Origin of the sequence: Pseudomonas sp. BS3782 TE3695 (assembly GCF_050435305.1) — a bacterium.
In the GTDB taxonomy this organism is placed as follows: domain Bacteria; phylum Pseudomonadota; class Gammaproteobacteria; order Pseudomonadales; family Pseudomonadaceae; genus Aquipseudomonas.
This window is the reverse complement of record NZ_JBNDKB010000001.1, coordinates 2,686,997-2,706,696: the sequence shown is the minus strand read 5'-3', so window position 1 is coordinate 2,706,696 and position 19,700 is coordinate 2,686,997. Positions and strand designations below refer to the sequence as shown.

Annotated in this window: 7 protein-coding genes; 3 read left to right on the top strand and 4 right to left on the bottom strand. The window is 61.3% G+C overall.

Features of this window, described 5'->3' with window-relative positions; translation table 11 throughout:
- Positions 1 to 152 precede the first annotated feature (152 nt).
- Entirely contained in the window at positions 153 to 13,136 is a 12,984-nt protein-coding gene (locus tag ABH909_RS12455; RefSeq protein WP_429433445.1) for a non-ribosomal peptide synthetase, read from the bottom strand.
- Between the two features lie 381 nt (positions 13,137 to 13,517).
- Between ABH909_RS12455 and ABH909_RS12450 the strand changes: the two genes are divergently transcribed.
- Positions 13,518 to 14,066, top strand: a complete 549-nt coding sequence (locus ABH909_RS12450; protein WP_429433443.1) for an RNA polymerase factor sigma-70 — start codon at positions 13,518 to 13,520, stop codon at positions 14,064 to 14,066.
- A gap of 98 nt (positions 14,067 to 14,164) precedes the next feature.
- Here the strand turns inward: ABH909_RS12450 and ABH909_RS12445 are convergent, their stop codons facing one another.
- From ABH909_RS12445 to ABH909_RS12435, 3 genes are all read right to left on the bottom strand, one after another.
- On the bottom strand, positions 14,165 to 15,178 hold the full coding sequence (locus tag ABH909_RS12445) for a GNAT family N-acetyltransferase (RefSeq protein ID WP_429433441.1): 1,014 nt from the start codon (positions 15,176 to 15,178) through the stop codon (positions 14,165 to 14,167).
- A gap of 99 nt (positions 15,179 to 15,277) precedes the next feature.
- Positions 15,278 to 16,072: a substrate-binding periplasmic protein gene (locus tag ABH909_RS12440; protein ID WP_429433439.1), complete on the bottom strand. Its 795-nt coding sequence runs from the start codon at positions 16,070 to 16,072 to the stop codon at positions 15,278 to 15,280.
- 93 nt (positions 16,073 to 16,165) lie between these two features.
- On the bottom strand, positions 16,166 to 16,792 hold the full coding sequence (locus tag ABH909_RS12435; RefSeq protein ID WP_429433437.1) for a TetR/AcrR family transcriptional regulator: 627 nt from the start codon (positions 16,790 to 16,792) through the stop codon (positions 16,166 to 16,168).
- A gap of 178 nt (positions 16,793 to 16,970) precedes the next feature.
- Between ABH909_RS12435 and ABH909_RS12430 the strand changes: the two genes are divergently transcribed.
- The gene (locus ABH909_RS12430) at positions 16,971 to 18,773 is read left to right on the top strand and encodes an acyclic terpene utilization AtuA family protein (protein ID WP_429433435.1); all 1,803 of its coding nucleotides are present in this window, start codon (positions 16,971 to 16,973) and stop codon (positions 18,771 to 18,773) included.
- Positions 18,774 to 18,785: 12 nt separating this feature from the next.
- Positions 18,786 to 19,700, top strand: coding sequence for an SDR family oxidoreductase (locus tag ABH909_RS12425; protein ID WP_429433433.1), 915 nt, complete (start codon positions 18,786 to 18,788; stop codon positions 19,698 to 19,700).

Below are 19,700 nucleotides of genomic sequence, written 5' to 3'. Positions count from 1 at the left end.
CACGCGCGAACCAAATGGGCTTGGCGTACACACGCGCGAACCAAATGGGCTCGGCGTACACCCGCACAAACCAAATGGGCTCGGCGTACACACGCGCGAATCGGGCCCGGCGTACACCTGTAGGAGCTGCCGCAGGCTGCGATCTTTTGACTTTAGAGCCCTTCCAGCTCCGCCATCAGGTCATTCAACCGATCCACCTTATCTTCGGTCATATCGCTCGCCGCCAACCCGTCGATGTACTCGGCCAGCTCCGCCACCGTGCTGCACTCGAACATCGCCCGTAGCGGCACGTTGCGTTGCAGGGCTTTTTGCACCCGCGAGGCGATTTGTGTGGCCAGCAGCGAATGCCCGCCGAGCTCGAAGAAATTGTCATGCACGCCAACCTTCTCGACCTTCAACACCTCGGCCCAAATATCCGCCAGGGTCTGCTCCAGCTCGTTGCGCGGCGCCTCATAGGTCTGGCTCTGCAACTGGCCAATCTCCAGTGCCGGCAAGGCCTTGCGATCGAGTTTGCCGTTGGCGTTGAGCGGCAGCTTGTCGAGCCACAACCAGTGCAACGGCACCATGTATTCCGGCAATTCGGCGCGCAAACGCTGCTTGATATGCTCCAGTTGTTCGTTCGGATCCAGCGCCGACTCCGCAGCAACCAGATAGCCGACCAAATGCTTGCCATTGACGCCCTCCTGCACACCCACCGCTGCATCGCGAACTTCCGGCTGCTCGTGCAGACGCGCCTCGATTTCACCCAGTTCGATGCGGTAACCGCGGATCTTCACTTGATGATCGATGCGCCCAACGTATTCCAGCACGCCGTCACTGCGACGTCGGGCCAGGTCGCCGGTGCGATACAGGCGATCTCCCGGTGCGCCGAACGGGTTCGGCACAAACACTTGCGCAGTACGCAACGGATCGCTCACATAGCCGCGCCCCACGCCGACGCCGGCCACGCACAACTCCCCCACCGCTCCCAATGGCACCAGTTCCAGCGCGCCATCGAGCAGGTACAAACGGTTGTTATCCGTTGGAGTGCCAATCGGCAAGTAACTGCCACGTGTCGAGGCCAGATCAACGCGGAAGAACGCCACATCGTCCGAGCATTCCGCCGGCCCATAGGCGTTCACCAAGCCAATTTGCGGATAACGCAGCAACCATTGATGCGCCAGCTCCGGCGGCATCGCTTCACCGGTCGGCAGCATCCAGCGCAGTCCATCGAGGCTCATGCGGTCCTGAGCGAGCATGCCCTGAATCAGCGACGGCACGCTTTCCAGCACGGTGATGCCCTGGCTCTGAACGTGAGCCAACAAGCCTTGCGGATCGTGGGCGATGCTGTTCGGCACGATGTCCACCCGAGCGCCGAACAGCGGCGCGGCGAGGAACTGCCAGACCGAAATATCGAAGCTTTGCGAAGCGGTCTGGGCGATCACATCAGCCTCGCTCAATTTCAGGTACGGCACCTTGCTCAACTGGTTATTGAGCATGCCACGCTGCTCGACCATCACGCCCTTCGGCAGGCCGGTGGAACCCGAGGTGTATATCACGTAGGCGAGGTTGTCCGGGCCGCTGTAAATGCCCGGATTGGCCACCGAAACATCGCTCGCCTGCACGTCTTCCCAGACCAGCAATCGAGGCCGGTTGGCACAACCGAGCTCTTCCAGCAGCGCGATGGCTTGTTCACGACACGCCTGGGTGCAGACCAGCAACGGCGTGCGGCTCAGGTCAATGATTCGGCTCAGACGCTGACTCGGCAGGCCCGGGTCCAGCGGCAGGTAACCGGCACCGGCCTTGAAGCTGCCGATGATCATGCCCAACAGATCAAGGTTACGTTCGGCGAGCAACGCCACCGGTTGATCCAGACCGACGCCGGCCGCAATCAGCGCATGGCCGAGACGGTTGCTGCGCTGGTTCAGCTCAACATAACTGTGTTGCTGATCCAGGCAACTGGCGGCGACTCGCTGCGGATGCGCGGCGACTTGCGCTTCGAACAACGAGACATAGCTGTGCTCCAGTGGGTACTCGTGTTCGCTCTGGTTGCAGCCATGGAGCAGGAAGTCTTGTTCCTCGGTGCTCAGCAGCGGCAGATCGGCCATGTCGCCATGGAAGCCTTCGACCAGCGCCAGCAGCAGGCGCTTGAATTCGCCGAGCATGCGCTCGACCGTAGACTCGTCGAAATAACGCTGGTCGTAGGACAGGTGCAAGCCCAAGTCATCGCCCGGATAACACACTGCCGTCAATGGGAAGTTGGTGTGGGTGCGACCCGAATCCGAGGTCGCGTTGAGGCTCTGCGCACGGTCCAGCACAGAGACTTCCACCGGCGCATTTTCGAACACGAACAGGCTGTCGAACAGCGGCTGGCCTTTAGGCAGTTCGCTGGTTTCCTGAATGCTCACCAGCGGCAGGTATTCGTACTCACGCAGCTGCATGTTGCTGTCGAGCAGACTGCTGAGCCACTGCCGAACGCTGCAACGCTGATCGTCCTCGGGCATTTTCACCCGCAGGGCGATGCTGTTGATGAACAGCCCGACGGTGCGCTGCATCTGCGGCATTTCCACCGGCCGCCCAGCCACCGTGACGCCGAACAGCACGTCGCGATCGCCGCTCAGGCGACGCAGCACCAGCGCCCACGCCGCTTGGGCGAAGGTGTTGATGGTCAGCTGATGGGCCTGGGCCAGTTCGCGCAGTTGCGCACCGTCGCGGGCATCGAGTCGGGTATAGCGGTCGCCGACGATCATGCCGCCGCTGTCGCCGGCATGTTCACGCAGGAACGGCCGGTCACTCGGAATCGGTGTGGTGCGCTCGAAACCTTGCAAGTTCTGCTGCCACCACTGTCGCGCTTCGGCCAGGCTCTGGCGTTGCAGCCAGCCGATGTAATCGCGATAACGCGGCGGCACAGCCAGTTGCGCCTCCCGGCCTTCGCCGAGGGCGGTGTAGATTTCGAAGAAATCGTTCATCAGCAGCGAACGGCACCAGGCATCGATGAGGATATGGTGGTTGCTCATCATGAACCAGTAACGCGCCGCGCCCACGCGGATCAAGCGCAGGTGGAACGGTGCCTGGTTGAGCAAATCGAACCCGGCCTCACGCTCGCTTTTGAGCAGCGCCTGCAACTTCGGCTCTTGCTCGGTTTCGGCAATCGCGCTCCAGTCCAGATACTCGATCGGCGTGCTGCCCGGTTTGTGGATCACTTGCAGCATGTCTTCGCCAACGTTCCAGCAGAACGAGGCGCGCAAGGCTTCGTGTCGGGCGATCACCGCTTGCCAGGCCTGGGCGAAACGCTCGGGGTCGAGTTCACTGTTGATGCGGTAGCGGTCCTGCATGTAATAGAGGCCGGTGCCCGGTTCGAGCAAGGTGTGTAGCAGCATGCCTTCCTGCATCGGGGTCAGCGGGTAGACGTCTTCAATCATCGCTGCCGGGACAGGCAATGCGTCGAGTTGCGGCTGAGTCAATCTGGCCAGCGGGAAGTCCGACGGCGTCAGGCCGCCTGCGTTGTCGCTCAGGCAATGCTGGATCAGGCTGTGCAATTCGCCCAGATACGCCTCTGCCAGTTCGGTGATGGTTTGCAGATCGTGGCGTTCGGCGCTGAAGGTCCAGCGCAGCACCAACTCACCGCCGTAGACCTGACTGTCGATGCTTAGCTCGTTGGGCAGCGGCGCATTTGGATCGTGTGCCGCACCGACCGGTTCATCCAGCGGACGGAACAGCGCATCGTTGCCGAAGCTCTGGTCGAACTGCCCCAGGTAGTTGAAGGTGATCGGCGCCACTGGCAGCGCGGCCATGGTCTGACGGCACACACCGTCGGCCAGATAACGCAGCACGCCATAACCCAAACCTTTGTGCGGTACCGCGCGCAGTTGCTCCTTGATCGCCTTGATCGAGGCCCCCTGTTCATTCGCAGGTGTGAGGCGTAGCGGATAGGCGCTGGTGAACCAGCCAACGGTGCGGGTCAGGTCAATCTCGTCGAACAGGGTTTCGCGGCCATGGCCTTCGAGTTGAATCAATGCCGACTCATGACCGCTCCAGCGGCACATCACGCGGGCCAATGCGGTCAGCAGCAGGTCATTGACCTGAGTGCGATAGGCCGTCGGCGCCTGTTGCAGCAGTTGGCGGGTACGCTTGCTGTCGAGGCGCACGCTGACGGTTTGCGCGTGACGATTCTCCTGTCCACCCTGCGGACGATCACAGGGCAATTCAGCGCTTGGGCCGGCCAGTTGCGTCTGCCACCAGCTCAATTCTTCACGCAGGGATTCGCTGCCGGCGTAAGCCTGCAACCGTGCGGCCCAGTCCTTGAAGGCACTGGTTTTCGCCGGCAGTTTTACTGACTGCCGGGACTCGAGTTGACGATAAACCGTTTGCAGATCGTCCAGCAGCACCCGCCACGACACCCCATCGACGACCAAGTGGTGAATGGCGATGAATAGCCGTTGTTGCCCCTCAGGATCATCCACCAGCAGCGCCCGCATCAGCGGCCCGTGCTCGAGGTCGAGGCCGCGTTGAGCATCGGCAAACAACGCCGCGCAGTTGTCCATGCTCGGCACGTGTACCTGCCACAGCACGGCAGCGTCGGAAATCGCCTGATGCCGGGCCTGCCAATGGCCCTCAACTTCGGTGAAACGCAGGCGCAAGGCGTCGTGCTGTTCGATCACCGCCAGCAGCGCTTGCTCCAGACGATGCGGCTCGAGCGCCACGGTCGGCTCCAGTAGCAACGCCTGGTTCCAGTGTTGACGCTGTGGAATGTCGGTATCGAAGAACCAATGCTGAATCGGCGTCAGACGCGAATCGCCGGTGAGCAAACCTTGCTCGGCTGTGACCTGCTCGGTGCGGGTCGCGACGGCGGCCAGCGTCTGTACGGTCTGGTGCTGGAACAGCTCACGCGGGCTGAAGTGGATGCCCTGCTGCCGCGCACGGCTGACCACCTGGATCGACAGAATCGAATCGCCGCCCAGTTCGAAGAAGTTGTCGTTGAGGCCGACCTGCTGGACGTTCAGCACTTCGCGCCAGATGCCGGCCAGGGTCAGTTCAAGTTCATTGCTCGGCGCCACGTACTGCTGACGATTCAACTCCGGGTGCGGGGCCGGCAGTGCGCGGCGGTCGAGTTTGCCGTTGGCGGTCAGCGGCATGCTGGCCAGCAGGATCAGGTGCGTCGGCACCATGTAGTCCGGCAACTGCACTTTGAGGTGCGCCTTCAACGCTTCGCGCAATGCAGTTTGTTGCGCGTCATCCTGTTCGGCGACGTGGGTGACCAGATAGCCGACCAATTGCTTGCCGCTCGGTGCGTCGAGGGCCAGCACCACCGCTTCACGCACGGCTTCGTGTTCCAGCAAACGGGTTTCGATCTCGCCCAGTTCGATGCGGAAACCACGGATCTTCACTTGATGGTCAATGCGTCCCAGGTACTCCACCAAGCCATCGGCACGCTGACGGACAAGGTCGCCGGTGCGGTACAAACGTCCGCCGTTCACTGCAAAAGGGTCGGCGATAAATCGTTCGGCGGTCATGCCCGGACGCTGGTGATACCCCTGCGCCAGGCCGGCACCGCCGACGTACAACTCGCCCGTCGCGCCTTGCGGCACCAACGCCAGATCAGCGTCGAGGATGTACGCCACCCGAGCGCCGATCACACTGCCGATCGGCACGCTGCCTAGGCCTTCTTCCAGTTGCTCCGGCGCCAGACTGGCGAGCGGCATGACCACGGTTTCAGTCGGGCCGTAAGCGTTGAAAAACAGGCTCGGCTTGAACGCCGCGCGAATCCGATGCAGGTGTTCGCCGGTCAGGGCTTCGCCGCCGGTGATGCACATGCGCACCGGCAGGGTTTCGCCCTGGGTCACCAGCCATTGCGCCAACTGGCTGCCATAGCTTGGGGTGAAACCAAGAATGTTGATGTTGTGGCGACGAATCAGTTCGCAGATTTCTTCTGCATCCCACTGGCCTTGCGCACGCAGGACAACTTGCGCGCCGCTCAGCAGCGGCACCAGCAGACGTTCGGTCGCAGCATCGAAATTGATCGAATAGAAGTGCAACTCGCAGTCATCCGGGCGCATACCGAAACGCTCGATCACCGCGCGGCAATGCATGGCGATTTCACCGTGAGACACCACCACGCCTTTCGGTTTGCCGGTGGAGCCCGAGGTATAAATCAGGTACGCCTGATGTTGCGGCAGGCTGACAAACGGTAGCTCGCTGGCCGGGTAATTGGCCAGTGCAGCGGCATCTTCTTCCAGGCACCAACGGCCGACGCTGGACGGCAGTTCACCGAGGGCCGCGAACATCGCCGCATCGCTGAGCAGCACACCGATGCCGCTGTCTTCGATCATGTAATGCAAGCGATCCAGCGGGTATTCCGGGTCCAGCGGCACATAGGCGCCACCTGCCTTGAGAATCGCCAGCAGGCCGACGACCATCTCCAGCGAACGCTCCAACGCCAAACCGACCCGCACCTGTGGCCCGACTCCGCGCTCGCGCAGCATCCAGGCCAGCCGATTGGCGCGGCTGTCGAGCTCGGCGTAGCTCAGGGTTTGCCCGGCGAACGTCAGGGCTGGCGCGTCCTTGCGCACCAGCGCCTGTTCGCTGAACAGGTGATGGATGCACTGATCGAGGCGATGTTCACCCGGTTCGACGCCGAGGCTGTCGAGCAGGTTCTGCTGCTCGGTGGCTTCCAGCAACGGAAGTTCGCTGAGGCGTTGCTGCGGATCGGCGAGCAACGCTTCCAGCAGGTTGCGCCAGTGCCCGGCCATGCGCGCAATGCGCGGCTCATCGAACAAATCGGTGCTGTAGGTCAGGCAGCAACCGAGGCGATGGTCGAGGTCGGTGACTTCCAGATTGAGGTCGAACTTGGTCGCTCGCGCATCGTTGGCCAGGTACTCGACGGTCATCCCGGCCAAGGTTCGGCTCTGCTGGAATTCCCAGCGCTGCACGTTGCACATCACCTGGAACAGCGGGTTGTAAGCCGCACTGCGCGGTGGCTGCAAGGCTTCCACCAGATGATCGAACGGCAGGTCCTGATGGGACTGGCCTTCGATCACGGTGTGACGAACCTGCTCGAACAACTCGCCGACAGACATCTGCCCGTCGAGCTGGCAACGCAGCACTTGAGTGTTGAGGAACGCGCCGATCAGCCCTTCGCTTTCCGGGCGAATGCGGTTGGCCACCGGCGCACCGATGCGCAGATCGGTCTGGCCACTGTAGCGATAAAGCAATACCGCCAGCGCGGCAGTCATGGTCATGAACAGAGTCAGACCGTTGTAGGCGTTGAAGGCACGAACCCGCGCCGCAAGATCATCGCTGAGGTCGAAGCGGAACAGTTCGCCCTGATGGCTTTGTACCGGCGGACGCGGACGATCGGCCGGCAGTTCCAGCAGCGGATGTTCACGGCCCAGTTGCGCGGTCCAGTAATCGAGTTGGCGCTGACGTTCGCCGGATTCCAGCCACTGCCGCTGCCACACGCTGTAATCCAGGTACTGTACCGGCAGTGGCTGCAGCGGTGATTCGCGGTCATCGACAAACGCTTCGTAAAGAGCGCTCAGTTCCCGGGCGAAGATGTCCATCGCCCAGCCTTCGGTGACGATGTGATGCAGGGTCAGGACGAAGTAATGCTCCTGCTCGGCGGTCTTGACCAGACAAGCACGCAGCAGCGGTCCGGTTTCCAGATCGAAAGGTTTATGGGCTTCGTCATCGGCCAGTTGCTGGACCTGCCATTCGCGGCTATCGGCATCCAGCGTGGTGAAATTCTTCCAGTCCATGCGCAGGCGGGTATCTGGATGAACCTGTTGCCGGGCCACGCCGTCGATGCTCGGGAAGGTCGTACGCAAGGTTTCGTGACGCATGACCAGCGCTTGCAGCGCCGCTTCGAAACGCCCGACATCCAGCACGCCACGCAACCGCGCCATGCCGCCGACGTTGTAGGCCGGGCTGTCCGGTTCCATCTGCCAGAGGAACCACATCCGTTGCTGGGAATAGGACAGTGGCACCGGTTGGCTGCGGTCGACCTTCTCGATCGGCGGCTGCTTGTTGGTTTTGCCGCTGACCTGGATCAAGCGAACCTGTTCGGCAAACGCGCCCAGTTCACTGGCCTCGAACAGCGCCCGCAAAGGCAACTCAACGTCGCAAGCCTGGCGGGTGCGGGAAATGATTTGCGTGGCCAACAGCGAGTGGCCGCCGAGGGCGAAGAAATCGTCGCGCAGGCCGATCTGCGTTTGGCCCAGCACCTCGCGCCAGATACCGGCGACTTGTTTCTCAAGGGCAGTGACCGGTTCGACATGTTCGCGGACTTGCCACTGCGGTTGCGGCAAGGTGCGGCGATCGAGTTTGCCGCTCGGGCTCAGGGGCATTTCATCCAGACGCATGAGTTGCGCCGGGACCATGTATTCCGGTAGCTCGGCGGCCAGCGCGGTTTTCAGGCGGGTGGTTTGAGCCTCGATGGTTTCGCTGGTTTCAGTGGCGGTGTAGTAACCGATCAACTGTCCGCCGGCCGCCGTTTCGCGCACCAGCACCACCGCTTGGGCGACGCCAGACTGCGCCAACAGACGCGCTTCGATTTCTTCCGGCTCGATACGAAAACCACGCAGTTTGACTTGCTGATCGAGACGACCGAGGTATTCGATCACACCATCGGTGGTCCAGCGAGCACGGTCGCCGGTGCGGTACAGCCGAGCGCCCTGCTCGCCCAGCGGATCGACCACAAAGCGTTCGGCGGTCAGCGCCGGACGGCCGAGATAGCCTCGGGCCAAACCGATACCGCTGATGCATAGTTCACCCGGCACACCGGCCGGTACCGGGTTGAGGTCGCCGTCAAGCACGCGGCACAACACGTTGCCCAATGGCCGGCCAATCGGCGAGCGCTCGCCATCGGCCGTTGTGCAATGCCAGTGGGTGACGTTGATCGCCGTTTCGGTCGGGCCGTAGCGATTGTGCACTTGCACCGCTGGCAGTTGCGTTAGCACCCGGTTGCGCAGTTCGGCGGGCAAAGCTTCCCCGCCGGAGAACAGCCGGCGCAGGCTGGTGCATTCGGCGCTGAGCGGTTCGTCAATGAACAAGGAAAGCAACGGCGGTACGAAGTGCAGCGTGGTCACGCCGTACTGCTGAACAAGCTGCGCGATGCGGTGCGGATCGCGGTGTTCACCGGGGCCGGCGATCAGCAGGCGGCAGCCGATGATCAGCGGCCAGAAGCATTCCCACACCGACACGTCGAAACTGATCGGTGCTTTTTGCATCAGCACATCGGTTTCGTTCAGGCGGTAGGTGGCTTGCATCCATTGCAGGCGTTCAGCGAGGGCCGCGTGAGTGTTGCCAACACCCTTCGGCTGACCGGTGGAACCCGAGGTATAAATCACGTAGGCCAGGTTGTCGCCATGCAGGTGCAGACCGGGTGCATGACTTGGCCAGTTCTCCAAATGCAGCGCGTCCATGGCAATCACGCTGACGCCGTCGGTGGCCGGCAAGCGTTCAAGCAACCCGGTTTGGGTCAGCAGCAGCTCGACGCCACTGTCGTTGAGCATGTAGGCCAGGCGCTCGGCTGGGTAATCCGGGTCCAGCGGCACATAAGCGCCACCGGCCTTGATGATCGCCAGCAAGCCAATCAGCAACTGCGGCGAGCGCTCGGCAGCGATGGCCACGCACACGTCCGGGCCGACGCCTTTGTCGCGCAGGTAATGCGCCAGGCGATTGGCCTGGGTGTGCAGTTCGGCGAAATCCAGGCTGCCGCCGTCCCATAGCAGCGCGGTGCGTTCCGGGGTCTGGCGCGCTTGTTCGTTGAGCAATTCAGGCAACCATTGGCTGGCCGGGGTGCAGGGTGCGGCGCTCCAGGCGGATTGCTGATCGTGCTCGCTCGGGGTCAGCAGTTGCAGGTCTCCGATAGCGGTTTTCGGTTGCTCACAAATGGCTCGCAGCAGGTTGCTGAAATACTCGGCCAGGCGCTCGATAGTCGTCCCGTCAAACAATTCGCTGGCGTAGTCGAACGACAGGCTCAGGCGTCCGTTACGGTCTTCTTCACTGTGCAATTGCAGGTCGAACTTGGCTTCGCGGCTGTGCCACGGCAGCTCTTCGGCGAGCAGTCCCGGCAAGCGACGCAGTGCAGTGAGATCCCGTTGCTGATGGTTGAACATCACCTGGAACAGACCTTGTTCGCGGGCTTGCGGAAAGGCTTCGAGCAGTTGTTCGAACGGCAGGTCCTGATGCGCTTGCGCGCCCAATGCGGCTTGACGTGTTTGCGCCAGCAACTCAACGAACGGCAGTCGCGAATCCACCTCGGCGCGCAACACCTGGGTGTTGATGAAGAAGCCGATCAGCCCTTGGGTTTCCAGGCGCGGACGGTTGGCATTCGGCACGCCAATACGGATGTCGCGTTGGCCGCTGTAGCGATGCAGCAGGCTCTGGAATGCCGCGAGCAACAGCATGAACGGCGTCGATTCATGGGCTTGGGCAGTCTGGCGAATGGCATCGCTCAGGCTCGCGCCCAAACGCAGCGTGTGGCGGGCGGCGCTGTGAATGTGTTGCGCCGAACGCGGATGATCGGTGGCCAGGTTCAGGGTCGGATGATCGTCACCCAACTGCTGTTTCCAGTAGGCGAGTTGGCGCTCGCCCTCCCCTTGCGCCAGCCACTGACGTTGCCAACTGCCGTAGTCGGCGTATTGCATCGGCAAGGCTGGAAGGCTGGCGGTCTGGCCTTGAGAAGCGGCCGCGTACAGCCGCGAGAATTCGTCGATCAGCACGTTCAGCGACCAGCCGTCGGCGATGATGTGGTGCATCGTCACCAGCAGTTGATGGTCTTCATCGCCTAGGCGCACCAGCGTCACCCACAGCAATGGGCCTTTTTCCAGATCGAATTGGGTGCAGGCTTCATCCTCGCGGATTTGCTGCGCGCGGGCTTCACGCTCGGTGGATGGCAGGTCACTGATGTCGATGACTTGCAGGTTGAATTCGCCGGCAGCGATGACCTGTTGCAGGGCTACGCCATCGCGCTCGAAGAACCTCGTGCGCAGGGATTCGTGACGTTCGATCAGTTGCTGGAAACTGGCGCGCAAGGCGTCTTCATCCAGTTCACCGCGCAGGCGCAAGGCACCGGGAATGTTATAGGCGCTACTCTGCGGGTCGAGCTGCCAAGTGATCCACAGACGGTTTTGTGCCAGGGATTGCGGCATGGCATCGCTGCGCGACAAGGGCATGATCGCACCTTGGGCCACGCCGCCATCCTGTTGTTGCTGAGCAACAGCAGTGGCGAATGCGCCGAGGGTTGGCGCTTCGAACAACAGGCGCAGGTTCAGCTCCAGCCCCAGCTCTTCACGCAGGCGCGCGACCACTTGAGTGGCGGCGATGGAATTGCCGCCGAGCAGGAAAAAATGGTCATCGGTGTTGACCTGCTTGACCTGTAATTGCTCACACCAGATCTGGCCGATCAGGGTTTGCAGCTCTGAGCCGATGTCGGCTTCAAATGGGCTTGTGATGTCTGCCGACGGGAATAACGCATAGCTGTCGAGGCTGCCATCGGCCAGGCGATTGCGGCAGGCCGAGCGTTGCAACTTGCCGCTGGAGGTCTTCGGCAGCGCCCCCGGATTGAGCAATACCACCACGCTCGGCGCTTGCTGATATGCCTCGGCCACCGCTTGGCGAATGGCTTTGATCAGTGCCTCGGGCGGCAGGATTTTCTGCACGCTGCGGCTGATTTCCGCGGCGATGCCGATGCCTTCCTGCCCCTCGAGACTGACCGCGAACGCGGCCACGCGACCTTTGCGCACGACCTCCACTTCACGCTCGATGGTCTGCTCGATGTCCTGCGGATAAAGGTTGTGACCGCGCACGATCAGCATGTCTTTCAGGCGCCCGGTGATGAACAGCTCACCGTCATGCATAAAGCCCAGGTCGCCGGTGCGCAGCCAGGTGCGGCCGGCGTGCTGGACGAACGTCTTGGCCGTGGCTTCGGGGTTGCGCCAATAGCCATGGGCGATGCTCGGCCCGCTGGCCCAAACCTCACCGATGGCGTTGTCGGCGAGTTCTTCGAGCGATACGGAGTCGACAATCAGCACCGCGTGATCCGGCTGGCTGATGCCGCAACTCATGATCGGATTGCCATCGCCCGGTTCGGCTCGGTTCTGCGCCAGGGCCTGATCATCCATGCGCAGGTTTCCAATGCCTTGGCCACGCGGGCTGCCAGCCACGAATAACGTGGCCTCGGCCAGACCGTAGGACGCCATGAAGCTGTCCGGCGTAAAGCCACAGGCCGCGAATTTCTCGGCGAAGCGTTCCAGGGTGTCGAGGCGAATCGGTTCGGAACCGGAATACGCCACGCGCCAGCCACTCAGGTCGAGGCGCTCCAGCGCCGATTCGCTGACCCGTTCGCTGCACAGTCGATAGGCGAAGTCCGGCCCGCCGCTGATGGTGCCGCCGTATTCGCTGATCGCCTCCAGCCAGCGCAATGGCCGACCCAGGAAGTACGCCGGCGACATCAACACACAGGGCACGCCGCTGAAAATCGGCTGCAACAGGCCGCCGATCAGGCCCATGTCGTGGTACAGCGGCAACCAGCTGACGATCACATCGTCGGGGTTCAGATCGATGCCAAAGCCTTGGCGAATCAACAGTTCGTTGGCCACCAGGTTGCCGTGGCTGACTTGAACACCTTTAGGCAACGCGGTGGAACCGGAGGTGTATTGAAGGAAGGCGATGTGATCGCCTTGCAAGTCCGGTGCAACCCAGCGTTCGGCCAGGGCGCTGTCAAGAGTGTCGACACACAGCAACGGCTGCGCTTCGTCGATTTGCAGTAACGCGTCGCGCAGGTCGGCGCTGGTCAGCAGCAAGCGCGGTTCGGCATCGCTAATGATCGAGAGCAGACGTTCCTGATGATGACGACGGGTCGATTCGGGCGGATAGGCCGGCACCGCGATAACGCCTGCGTACAGACAGCCAAAAAATGCCGCGACGTAATCCGGGCCGCTGGGAAACAGCAACACCGCGCGATCGCCAAACGACGTCTCGGCCTGCAACGCGCCGGCAATGGTTCGCGCCCGTTGATCGAGCTCACGATAACTGAGCACCACAGCCTGATCCTGGGTTTCGGCGAGAAAACGCAAGGCCACCCGGTCCGGCGTCAGGGCCGCGCGGCGCTGAAGGGCTTGGACCAGTGTGCTGGGGAGTTCGAACGCGTCGGTCATGAGGTTTCCTGCCTGAATTCGGCTTGCAAGTGGAATCGGTTTTCGTACGTCACACCCGTTCATGGGCATGCAGGAGGCGGTCTTCGCCGACCGCGCAAGGCTTGGGAATGCTGTTTTGGCCGGGGTTTGCGCCCGCAGCCATTCACCAATGAGAACGGATGAGGTCTTGAAATAATTAGTCGCCAGGCTTGAGCGCCAGCAGGCTTGCGGTCAGTAGGTGAGTCAGCGTGTCGCAGTTCTCATTGTGCTTTTTTGTGGCGCATCTAATTCTCTTTCTCAATTGACAATCATTATCATTCAGCCTAATTTGTCGATCGATGTGCAGGACGACTCCGACCCACTTGTCGTCCCACGACCCTATTTGCAACAAGGTGATTTCCAATGACGGAACAAGTATCCACAAGCAGGTGCGACTCACCGTTACTTCAGGCCTTCGTCGACAACCGACTGATTCTGATCAAGATTGCCGCCCGCATCACCGGTTGCCGATCACGCGCCGAAGACGTGGTGCAGGATGCGTTCTTCCGGCTGCAATCGGCGCCGCAGATCACGTCGTCGATCAAGGCGCAGCTCAGTTATCTGTTCCAGATCGTGCGCAACCTGGCGATCGATCATTACCGCAAGCAGGCGCTGGAGCAGAAATACTCGGGCCCGGAAGAAGAAGGTCTGAACGTGGTGATTCAGGGCGCTTCGCCGGAAACCTCGCACATGAATTTCTCGACCCTGGAAAACATCGCCGATGCGCTGACGGAGCTGCCCAGCCGCACCCGTTACGCCTTCGAGATGTACCGCCTGCACGGCGTACCGCAAAAAGACATCGCCAAGGAACTCGGCGTCTCGCCCACCCTGGTGAACTTCATGATTCGTGATGCGCTGGTGCATTGCCGCAAGGTGTCGGGCAATCGTGGCGATACCTTTGCGCGTCGTTGAGACCGCGTCGAATCGATAAAAAAGATCGCAGCCTTCGGCAGCTCCTACAGGGTGTACGCCATCCCAATGTAGGAGCTGCCGAAGGCTGCGATCTTTTTTCAGGCCAACGAACACCGATCAAAAAACCGCTCACGCCCCAGCATCATCAGCGCCGCGCGCTTGTGCGGGAAGTCGAACTCTTTTTCGCAGTGGAAGCACTGATTGTGCATATGACTGATCATCTTCGCGTTGTCGGCGCGAGGCTCGGCGACCACTCGTTGAGTGCGTGGATCGTCGAGAAACAGGTAATGCACCAGCGCCGATAGCCAGCTCGCCACCTTGTGCGGGCCGCGGTGATGTTCTTCGCCCACCAGCATGTGAATGCCACGGTCGTAATCGCCGGCATCGTAGAACGGCGCAATGCGATCTTCCTTGGCCCAATAGGCTTCGAAATAGGCAAACGGCTGATCATCGAAGCAGCCGATCAGCGTCAAGGTGTGCGGGTCGGCTTCGAGCTTGCTCAGGTATTCGCGATGCTTTTCGATGCTGCCCTCCTCCTGCCAGAAACTCGCCACCCGCGGGCTGTTCTGCCAGCGGTTGAAATGCGCCAGGTCATGCTCGATTTCTACCGTGCGCAGGGAAACCCACGCACCGAGTCGCGCATCGAAACGTCGATAGACCTCACCACGGGGTTTCACCGCACGCAATGGATGGCGCTTGCCGCTACTGATGACCATTTGCTGCGGATAGCTGCCGGTGCGCGACTCACCCAGCCAAGGCTGGGGCAACTGCCAGAACAGCGTGCGTTCGCAGCGATACTGGCCGGTGACTTCGGTCGCGATCAGCAATCCGCTGAGCAAGGCTTCGGTGGGCACGTCATCGAGTTGCCAGGTCAGACGCTGACACGCCGCGTCACGGGCAAACAGCCAATAGCAAGCCGCCCAGAATGCCTGACCGTCAGGACGGCCGAAACGCTCCTCCGGCCGTAGATACAACTCCGGCCCGCAGGTCAGCCGCAGCTCGATCAACGGCTGCCCTTGCAGGCTGAGGCTCAGGCGGCTGGCGGTTTCATCGGCTACAAGACAGTTGCCTGACGGCAAGGCCAGGGTGGTCAGGTCATTCAGATTGGACATGGGTGGGGCTCACGATAATCGTCGACAGTTCAACGATGTGACGTGAGCCAGGGCAGGAAATTTAAGCGCCGCCGCCAAATACGTGACCTGAGCCACAATTCAGGGTTTGGTCACCGGCACCAGGGCAATTTTATAAGGGTCGAAAATCTTCAGCATCTGGCCGTTGTTTCGCAGACCTTGCAGCAACTTGCCAAATGCTTCACCGGTAATCGGCGCCTGCGGACGAATCAGCGCGTAATGGTGATAGACCTGATCGATCCGTTGCGACACCAGCAATTGCTCGCCGACTTTCTCGTTACGCAGCAGATAATCGCTCAGGTAGGAGCGCGTCACCAAGGCAATGTCCGCCCGCCCGCGCAGCACTATCAACAAGTTGCTGTCATGGGAATAGGTCAGCGTGGCCTTGTAGGTGTCGGCCAGATACTTGGGATCGGCATTGAAATTGGCAAACTCGTAGTGGTAGCCGCTGTACAGCGCCAGGCGCTTGCCCGTCAGGTCTTTGAAGTAATGCTCATCGCGACCGGGTTGCTTCTGCGCGACAAAGATTTCTGCATCTTCCAGGCCCATGTCGACGAGGGTATGCGGGATGTCTTTCCAGCCCCAATCCGGGTTCTCGAAAATCGCCATGTCCACCCGGCCTTGTTTGAAGTCACCAAAGCGCCGGGGAATGGAAGTAGGAATCAGCTCAAACCGATAGTCGGTTTGCATTTGATTCAGTGCTTCCACCAGTTGCGGCAACAGACCGGTGTCGGCACCGGATTCCGGACGCACGGTGTAGGGTGGAAAATGCGCGGCACCGACCCGCACCAACTGTGCGGCCTGAGACGGCAATACGCAGCACACTGCAAGCGCCGCCAGCAAAAGCCGAGACACTGTCCGAATTGGTGAAGACATCAAAACAGCCTACTCCCCGAAAAAAATACCCATCAATGCATTCAAGCTAGGCGGTTTCGCCAACTTAGCCAGTTTCTTGCCGAGATAGACGGCTCACTGCCGTTCTTCAAGCACCAGAATCAACGCCTCATCGGCCAATTGATCGAGGTTCATGCTGCCATCGGCACGAAACCAGGTGGTGGTCCAGGACAACGCGCCCGTCAGGAAACGGCGGGTGATGAACACATCGCCACGGATAAAACCGGCGTCCTTGGCTTCACCCAGCACCTGCAGCCAGATGTCTTCATAAATATCACGCAGCGCCAGAACCTGCGCCTGACCTTCCGCTGACAGCGAACGCCATTCATACACCAGCACCGCCATGGCCTCGCCACTGCCGCCCATGATCGACTGCAATTCGCAGCGAATCAGCGCCAGAACCCGTTCGCGCACACTGCCGGCATCGGCCAGAGCTGCGCGCATCAACGCGGTGTTATAACGAATAGTCTCTTCCATCACCGCCCGCAGGATCTCATCCTTGCTCTTGAAGTGATGAAAAATACTGCCCGACTGAATTCCTACCGCACCGGCCAGATCCCGCACGGTGGTACGTTCATAACCTTTATGACGAAACAGGTGAGCGGCCACTTGCAGCAGTTTGCCGCGGGCGCTGTCCGGGTCGGTCAATTGGCCGCTGTCGACCAATTCGCGCATCACCCTCAGGGCTTTTTGCTCGTCCACCCGTTCTCTCCTACAGTCGATCAACCAATTGCACCGCTGCCCGCTAAAACAGCGGGGTTGCGCGGGCAATTTAAGCTGGCGGGGGCGACCAAGCAAGCGCTTGGGCAGAAGATATTTCAGCCGTTTACAAACCAAGCGCTTGCTTGGTAGTCTCGAAGCACTTCTGTCGGAGGTGGTTATGGAATTGGCTGCGCCCAAAACAATCCGCATCGGTTGCGCCAGCGCATTCTGGGGCGACACCTCGACCGCCGCCGCGCAACTGGTGGAAGGTGGGCGACTGGACTACCTGGTGTTCGATTATCTGGCCGAAATCACGATGTCGATCATGGCCGGGGCGCGGATGAAAGATCCGGGGGCCGGCTACGCGAGCGACTTCATCGAAGTCCTCAGTCCCCTCCTCAACCAGCTCGAGGAGCAAAAGATCCGCGTCATCAGCAATGCCGGCGGCGTCAATCCACACGCTTGCGCCGCTGCTCTGCAAGCGGCTTGCGACAAGGCCGGGGTGACGCTGAAGATTGCCGTGCTGTCGGGTGACGATCTGCAACCGCAGTTCAAACACCTGAGCAGCCTTGGCCTGCATGAGATGTTCAGTGGTACGCCCCTGCCGCCGATGTGCGTATCGACCAACGCCTACCTCGGCGCGCCGGGCATCGTCGAAGCCCTGCGCCTGGGCGCCGACATTGTGATTACCGGGCGCGTGGTCGACAGCGCCGTGGTCAGCGCCGCGCTGGTGCATGAGTTCGACTGGTCGTGGCACGACTACGACAAACTCGCCCAGGCTGCATTGGCCGGGCACCTCATTGAATGTGGCGCCCAGTGCACCGGCGGCAATTTCACCGATTGGCGCGACGTGCCCGACTACGAACACATCGGTTTTCCGATCGTCGAAGTCGGCGCCGACGGCCAGTTTATCGTCAGCAAACCCGATGGTTCCGGCGGTCTGGTCACGCCGCTGACGGTGGGCGAGCAGATGCTGTATGAAATCGGTGACCCGCAGGCCTATTTGCTGCCCGACGTGGTGTGCGATTTCAGTCAGGTCAAACTCGTGCAACAAGGTAAAAACGCGGTGCAGGTGCATGGCGCAAAAGGCTTGCCGCCGACCGATCACTATAAAGTCAGCGCCACGTATCCGGACGGTTTCCGCTGCACCGCCAGTTGCCTGATCGCCGGAATCGATGCCGTGGCCAAGGCCCGACGGGTCAGCCTGGCGATCATCAACAAGACCTCGGAAATGCTCAGCCAGCGCGGCTGGGCGCCCTACAGCGAAGTGAACATCGAACTGCTGGGCAGCGAAGCCACTTATGGCCCTCATGGCCAGCGGCACGACAGCCGCGAAGTGGTGATCAAACTCGCCGTGCGCCACCCAAGCAAACAGGCCTTGATCCTGTTTTCCCGGGAAATCGCCCAAGCCGCCACCGGCATGGCGCCAGGGTTGACCGGGATCGTGGGCGGGCGGCCGACGGTGTACCCGCTGATTCGGCTGTTTTCATTCCTGATCGACAAAACGGCCTGCACCCTGCAGATCGATCTCGCCGGTGAGCGCCACCCGTGCGCCCTGCCCGCCCTCGATGTACTCGACCCGGCTGACTTGCCGCTACCGTTCGATCCGCCCCAACCCACCGAGCGCGCCGACGCCAGCGTGGCCCTGATCAAACTCGCCGTGGCGCGTTCCGGCGACAAGGGCAATCACAGCAATATCGGCGTCATGGCCCGCCATCCCGACTACCTGCCATGGATCGCCGAGGCTCTGACACCCGAGGTGATGGTCGACTGGATGAGCCATGTCCTCGACCCGATCCACGGGCGTGTCGAACGCTGGTATTTACCCGGCACTCAGAGCTTTAATTTTCTTCTCGAGAACGCGCTCGGCGGCGGTGGCGTGGCCAGCCTGCGGATCGATCCGCAAGGCAAGGCGTTCGCCCAACAACTGCTGGAGATCCAGATTCCGGTGCCGCAGCACATCGCCGATCAGGTCAACTAGAGGACCTTCGCCATGGCTTATGACTCGATTTTCAAACCCGACCTGTTCGCCGGCCAGAACATCATCGTCACCGGTGGCGGCAGCGGTATCGGCCGTTGCACCGCCCATGAGCTCGCAGCCCTCGGCGCACAGGTGCTGCTAGTGGGGCGTAGTGCCGAGAAACTGAAAAAGGTCGCCGCTGAAATCACAGAAGACGGGGGTAAAGCCAGTTGGCAGGTCTGCGACATCCGCGATGAAGAAGCCGTCACGCAACTGATCAGCGAATTGATCCGCAAACACGGGCCAATTCATGGGCTGGTCAACAATGCCGGCGGGCAATACCCTTCACCGCTGGCATCGATCAATCAGAAAGGTTTCGAAACCATACTGCGCACCAACCTGGTGGGTGGTTTTCTGATGGCCCGTGAGGTGTTCAATCAGTCCATGAGCAAGCACGGCGGCGCCATCGTCAACATGCTCGCCGACATGTGGGGCGGCATGCCCGGCATGGGTCACTCGGGCGCGGCACGCTCGGGCATGGACAACTTGACCAAGACCGCCGCGTTTGAATGGGGTTATGCCGGCGTGCGGGTCAACGCCGTCGCGCCAGGCTGGGTCGCCTCCAGCGGCATGGACACCTACGAAGGCGCGTTCCGGGCGGTGATCCCGACCTTGTGCGAACACGTACCGCTCAAGCGCATCGGCACCGAATCGGAAATCAGCGCGGCGATTGTTTTTCTGCTCAGCCCGGCAGCCGCGTTTGTCAGCGGCAGCACGTTGCGCATCGACGGCGCCGCCAGCCTCGGCGGGCGGGCCTGGCCGATGCACAAGGCGCAGAACAGTCATTCGTACAACGGCTTTCACCGCGCCTATTTACCCGAAGTACTCAGACCCGACGCGTCCAAACCTGACGCCTCCAAACCAGATGAACTCAAGGACAAGGAATAA

Excerpts from the sequence above, each read along its gene's own strand:
- ABH909_RS12450 (WP_429433443.1), top strand. The coding sequence starts at position 13,518 with ATGACGGAACAAGTATCCACAAGCAGGTGCGACTCACCGTTACTTCAG.
- ABH909_RS12455 (WP_429433445.1), bottom strand. The coding sequence starts at position 13,136 with ATGACCGACGCGTTCGAACTCCCCAGCACACTGGTCCAAGCCCTTCAG.
- ABH909_RS12445 (WP_429433441.1), bottom strand. The coding sequence starts at position 15,178 with ATGTCCAATCTGAATGACCTGACCACCCTGGCCTTGCCGTCAGGCAAC.
- ABH909_RS12430 (WP_429433435.1), top strand. The coding sequence starts at position 16,971 with ATGGAATTGGCTGCGCCCAAAACAATCCGCATCGGTTGCGCCAGCGCA.
- ABH909_RS12440 (WP_429433439.1), bottom strand. The coding sequence starts at position 16,072 with ATGTCTTCACCAATTCGGACAGTGTCTCGGCTTTTGCTGGCGGCGCTT.
- ABH909_RS12425 (WP_429433433.1), top strand. The coding sequence starts at position 18,786 with ATGGCTTATGACTCGATTTTCAAACCCGACCTGTTCGCCGGCCAGAAC.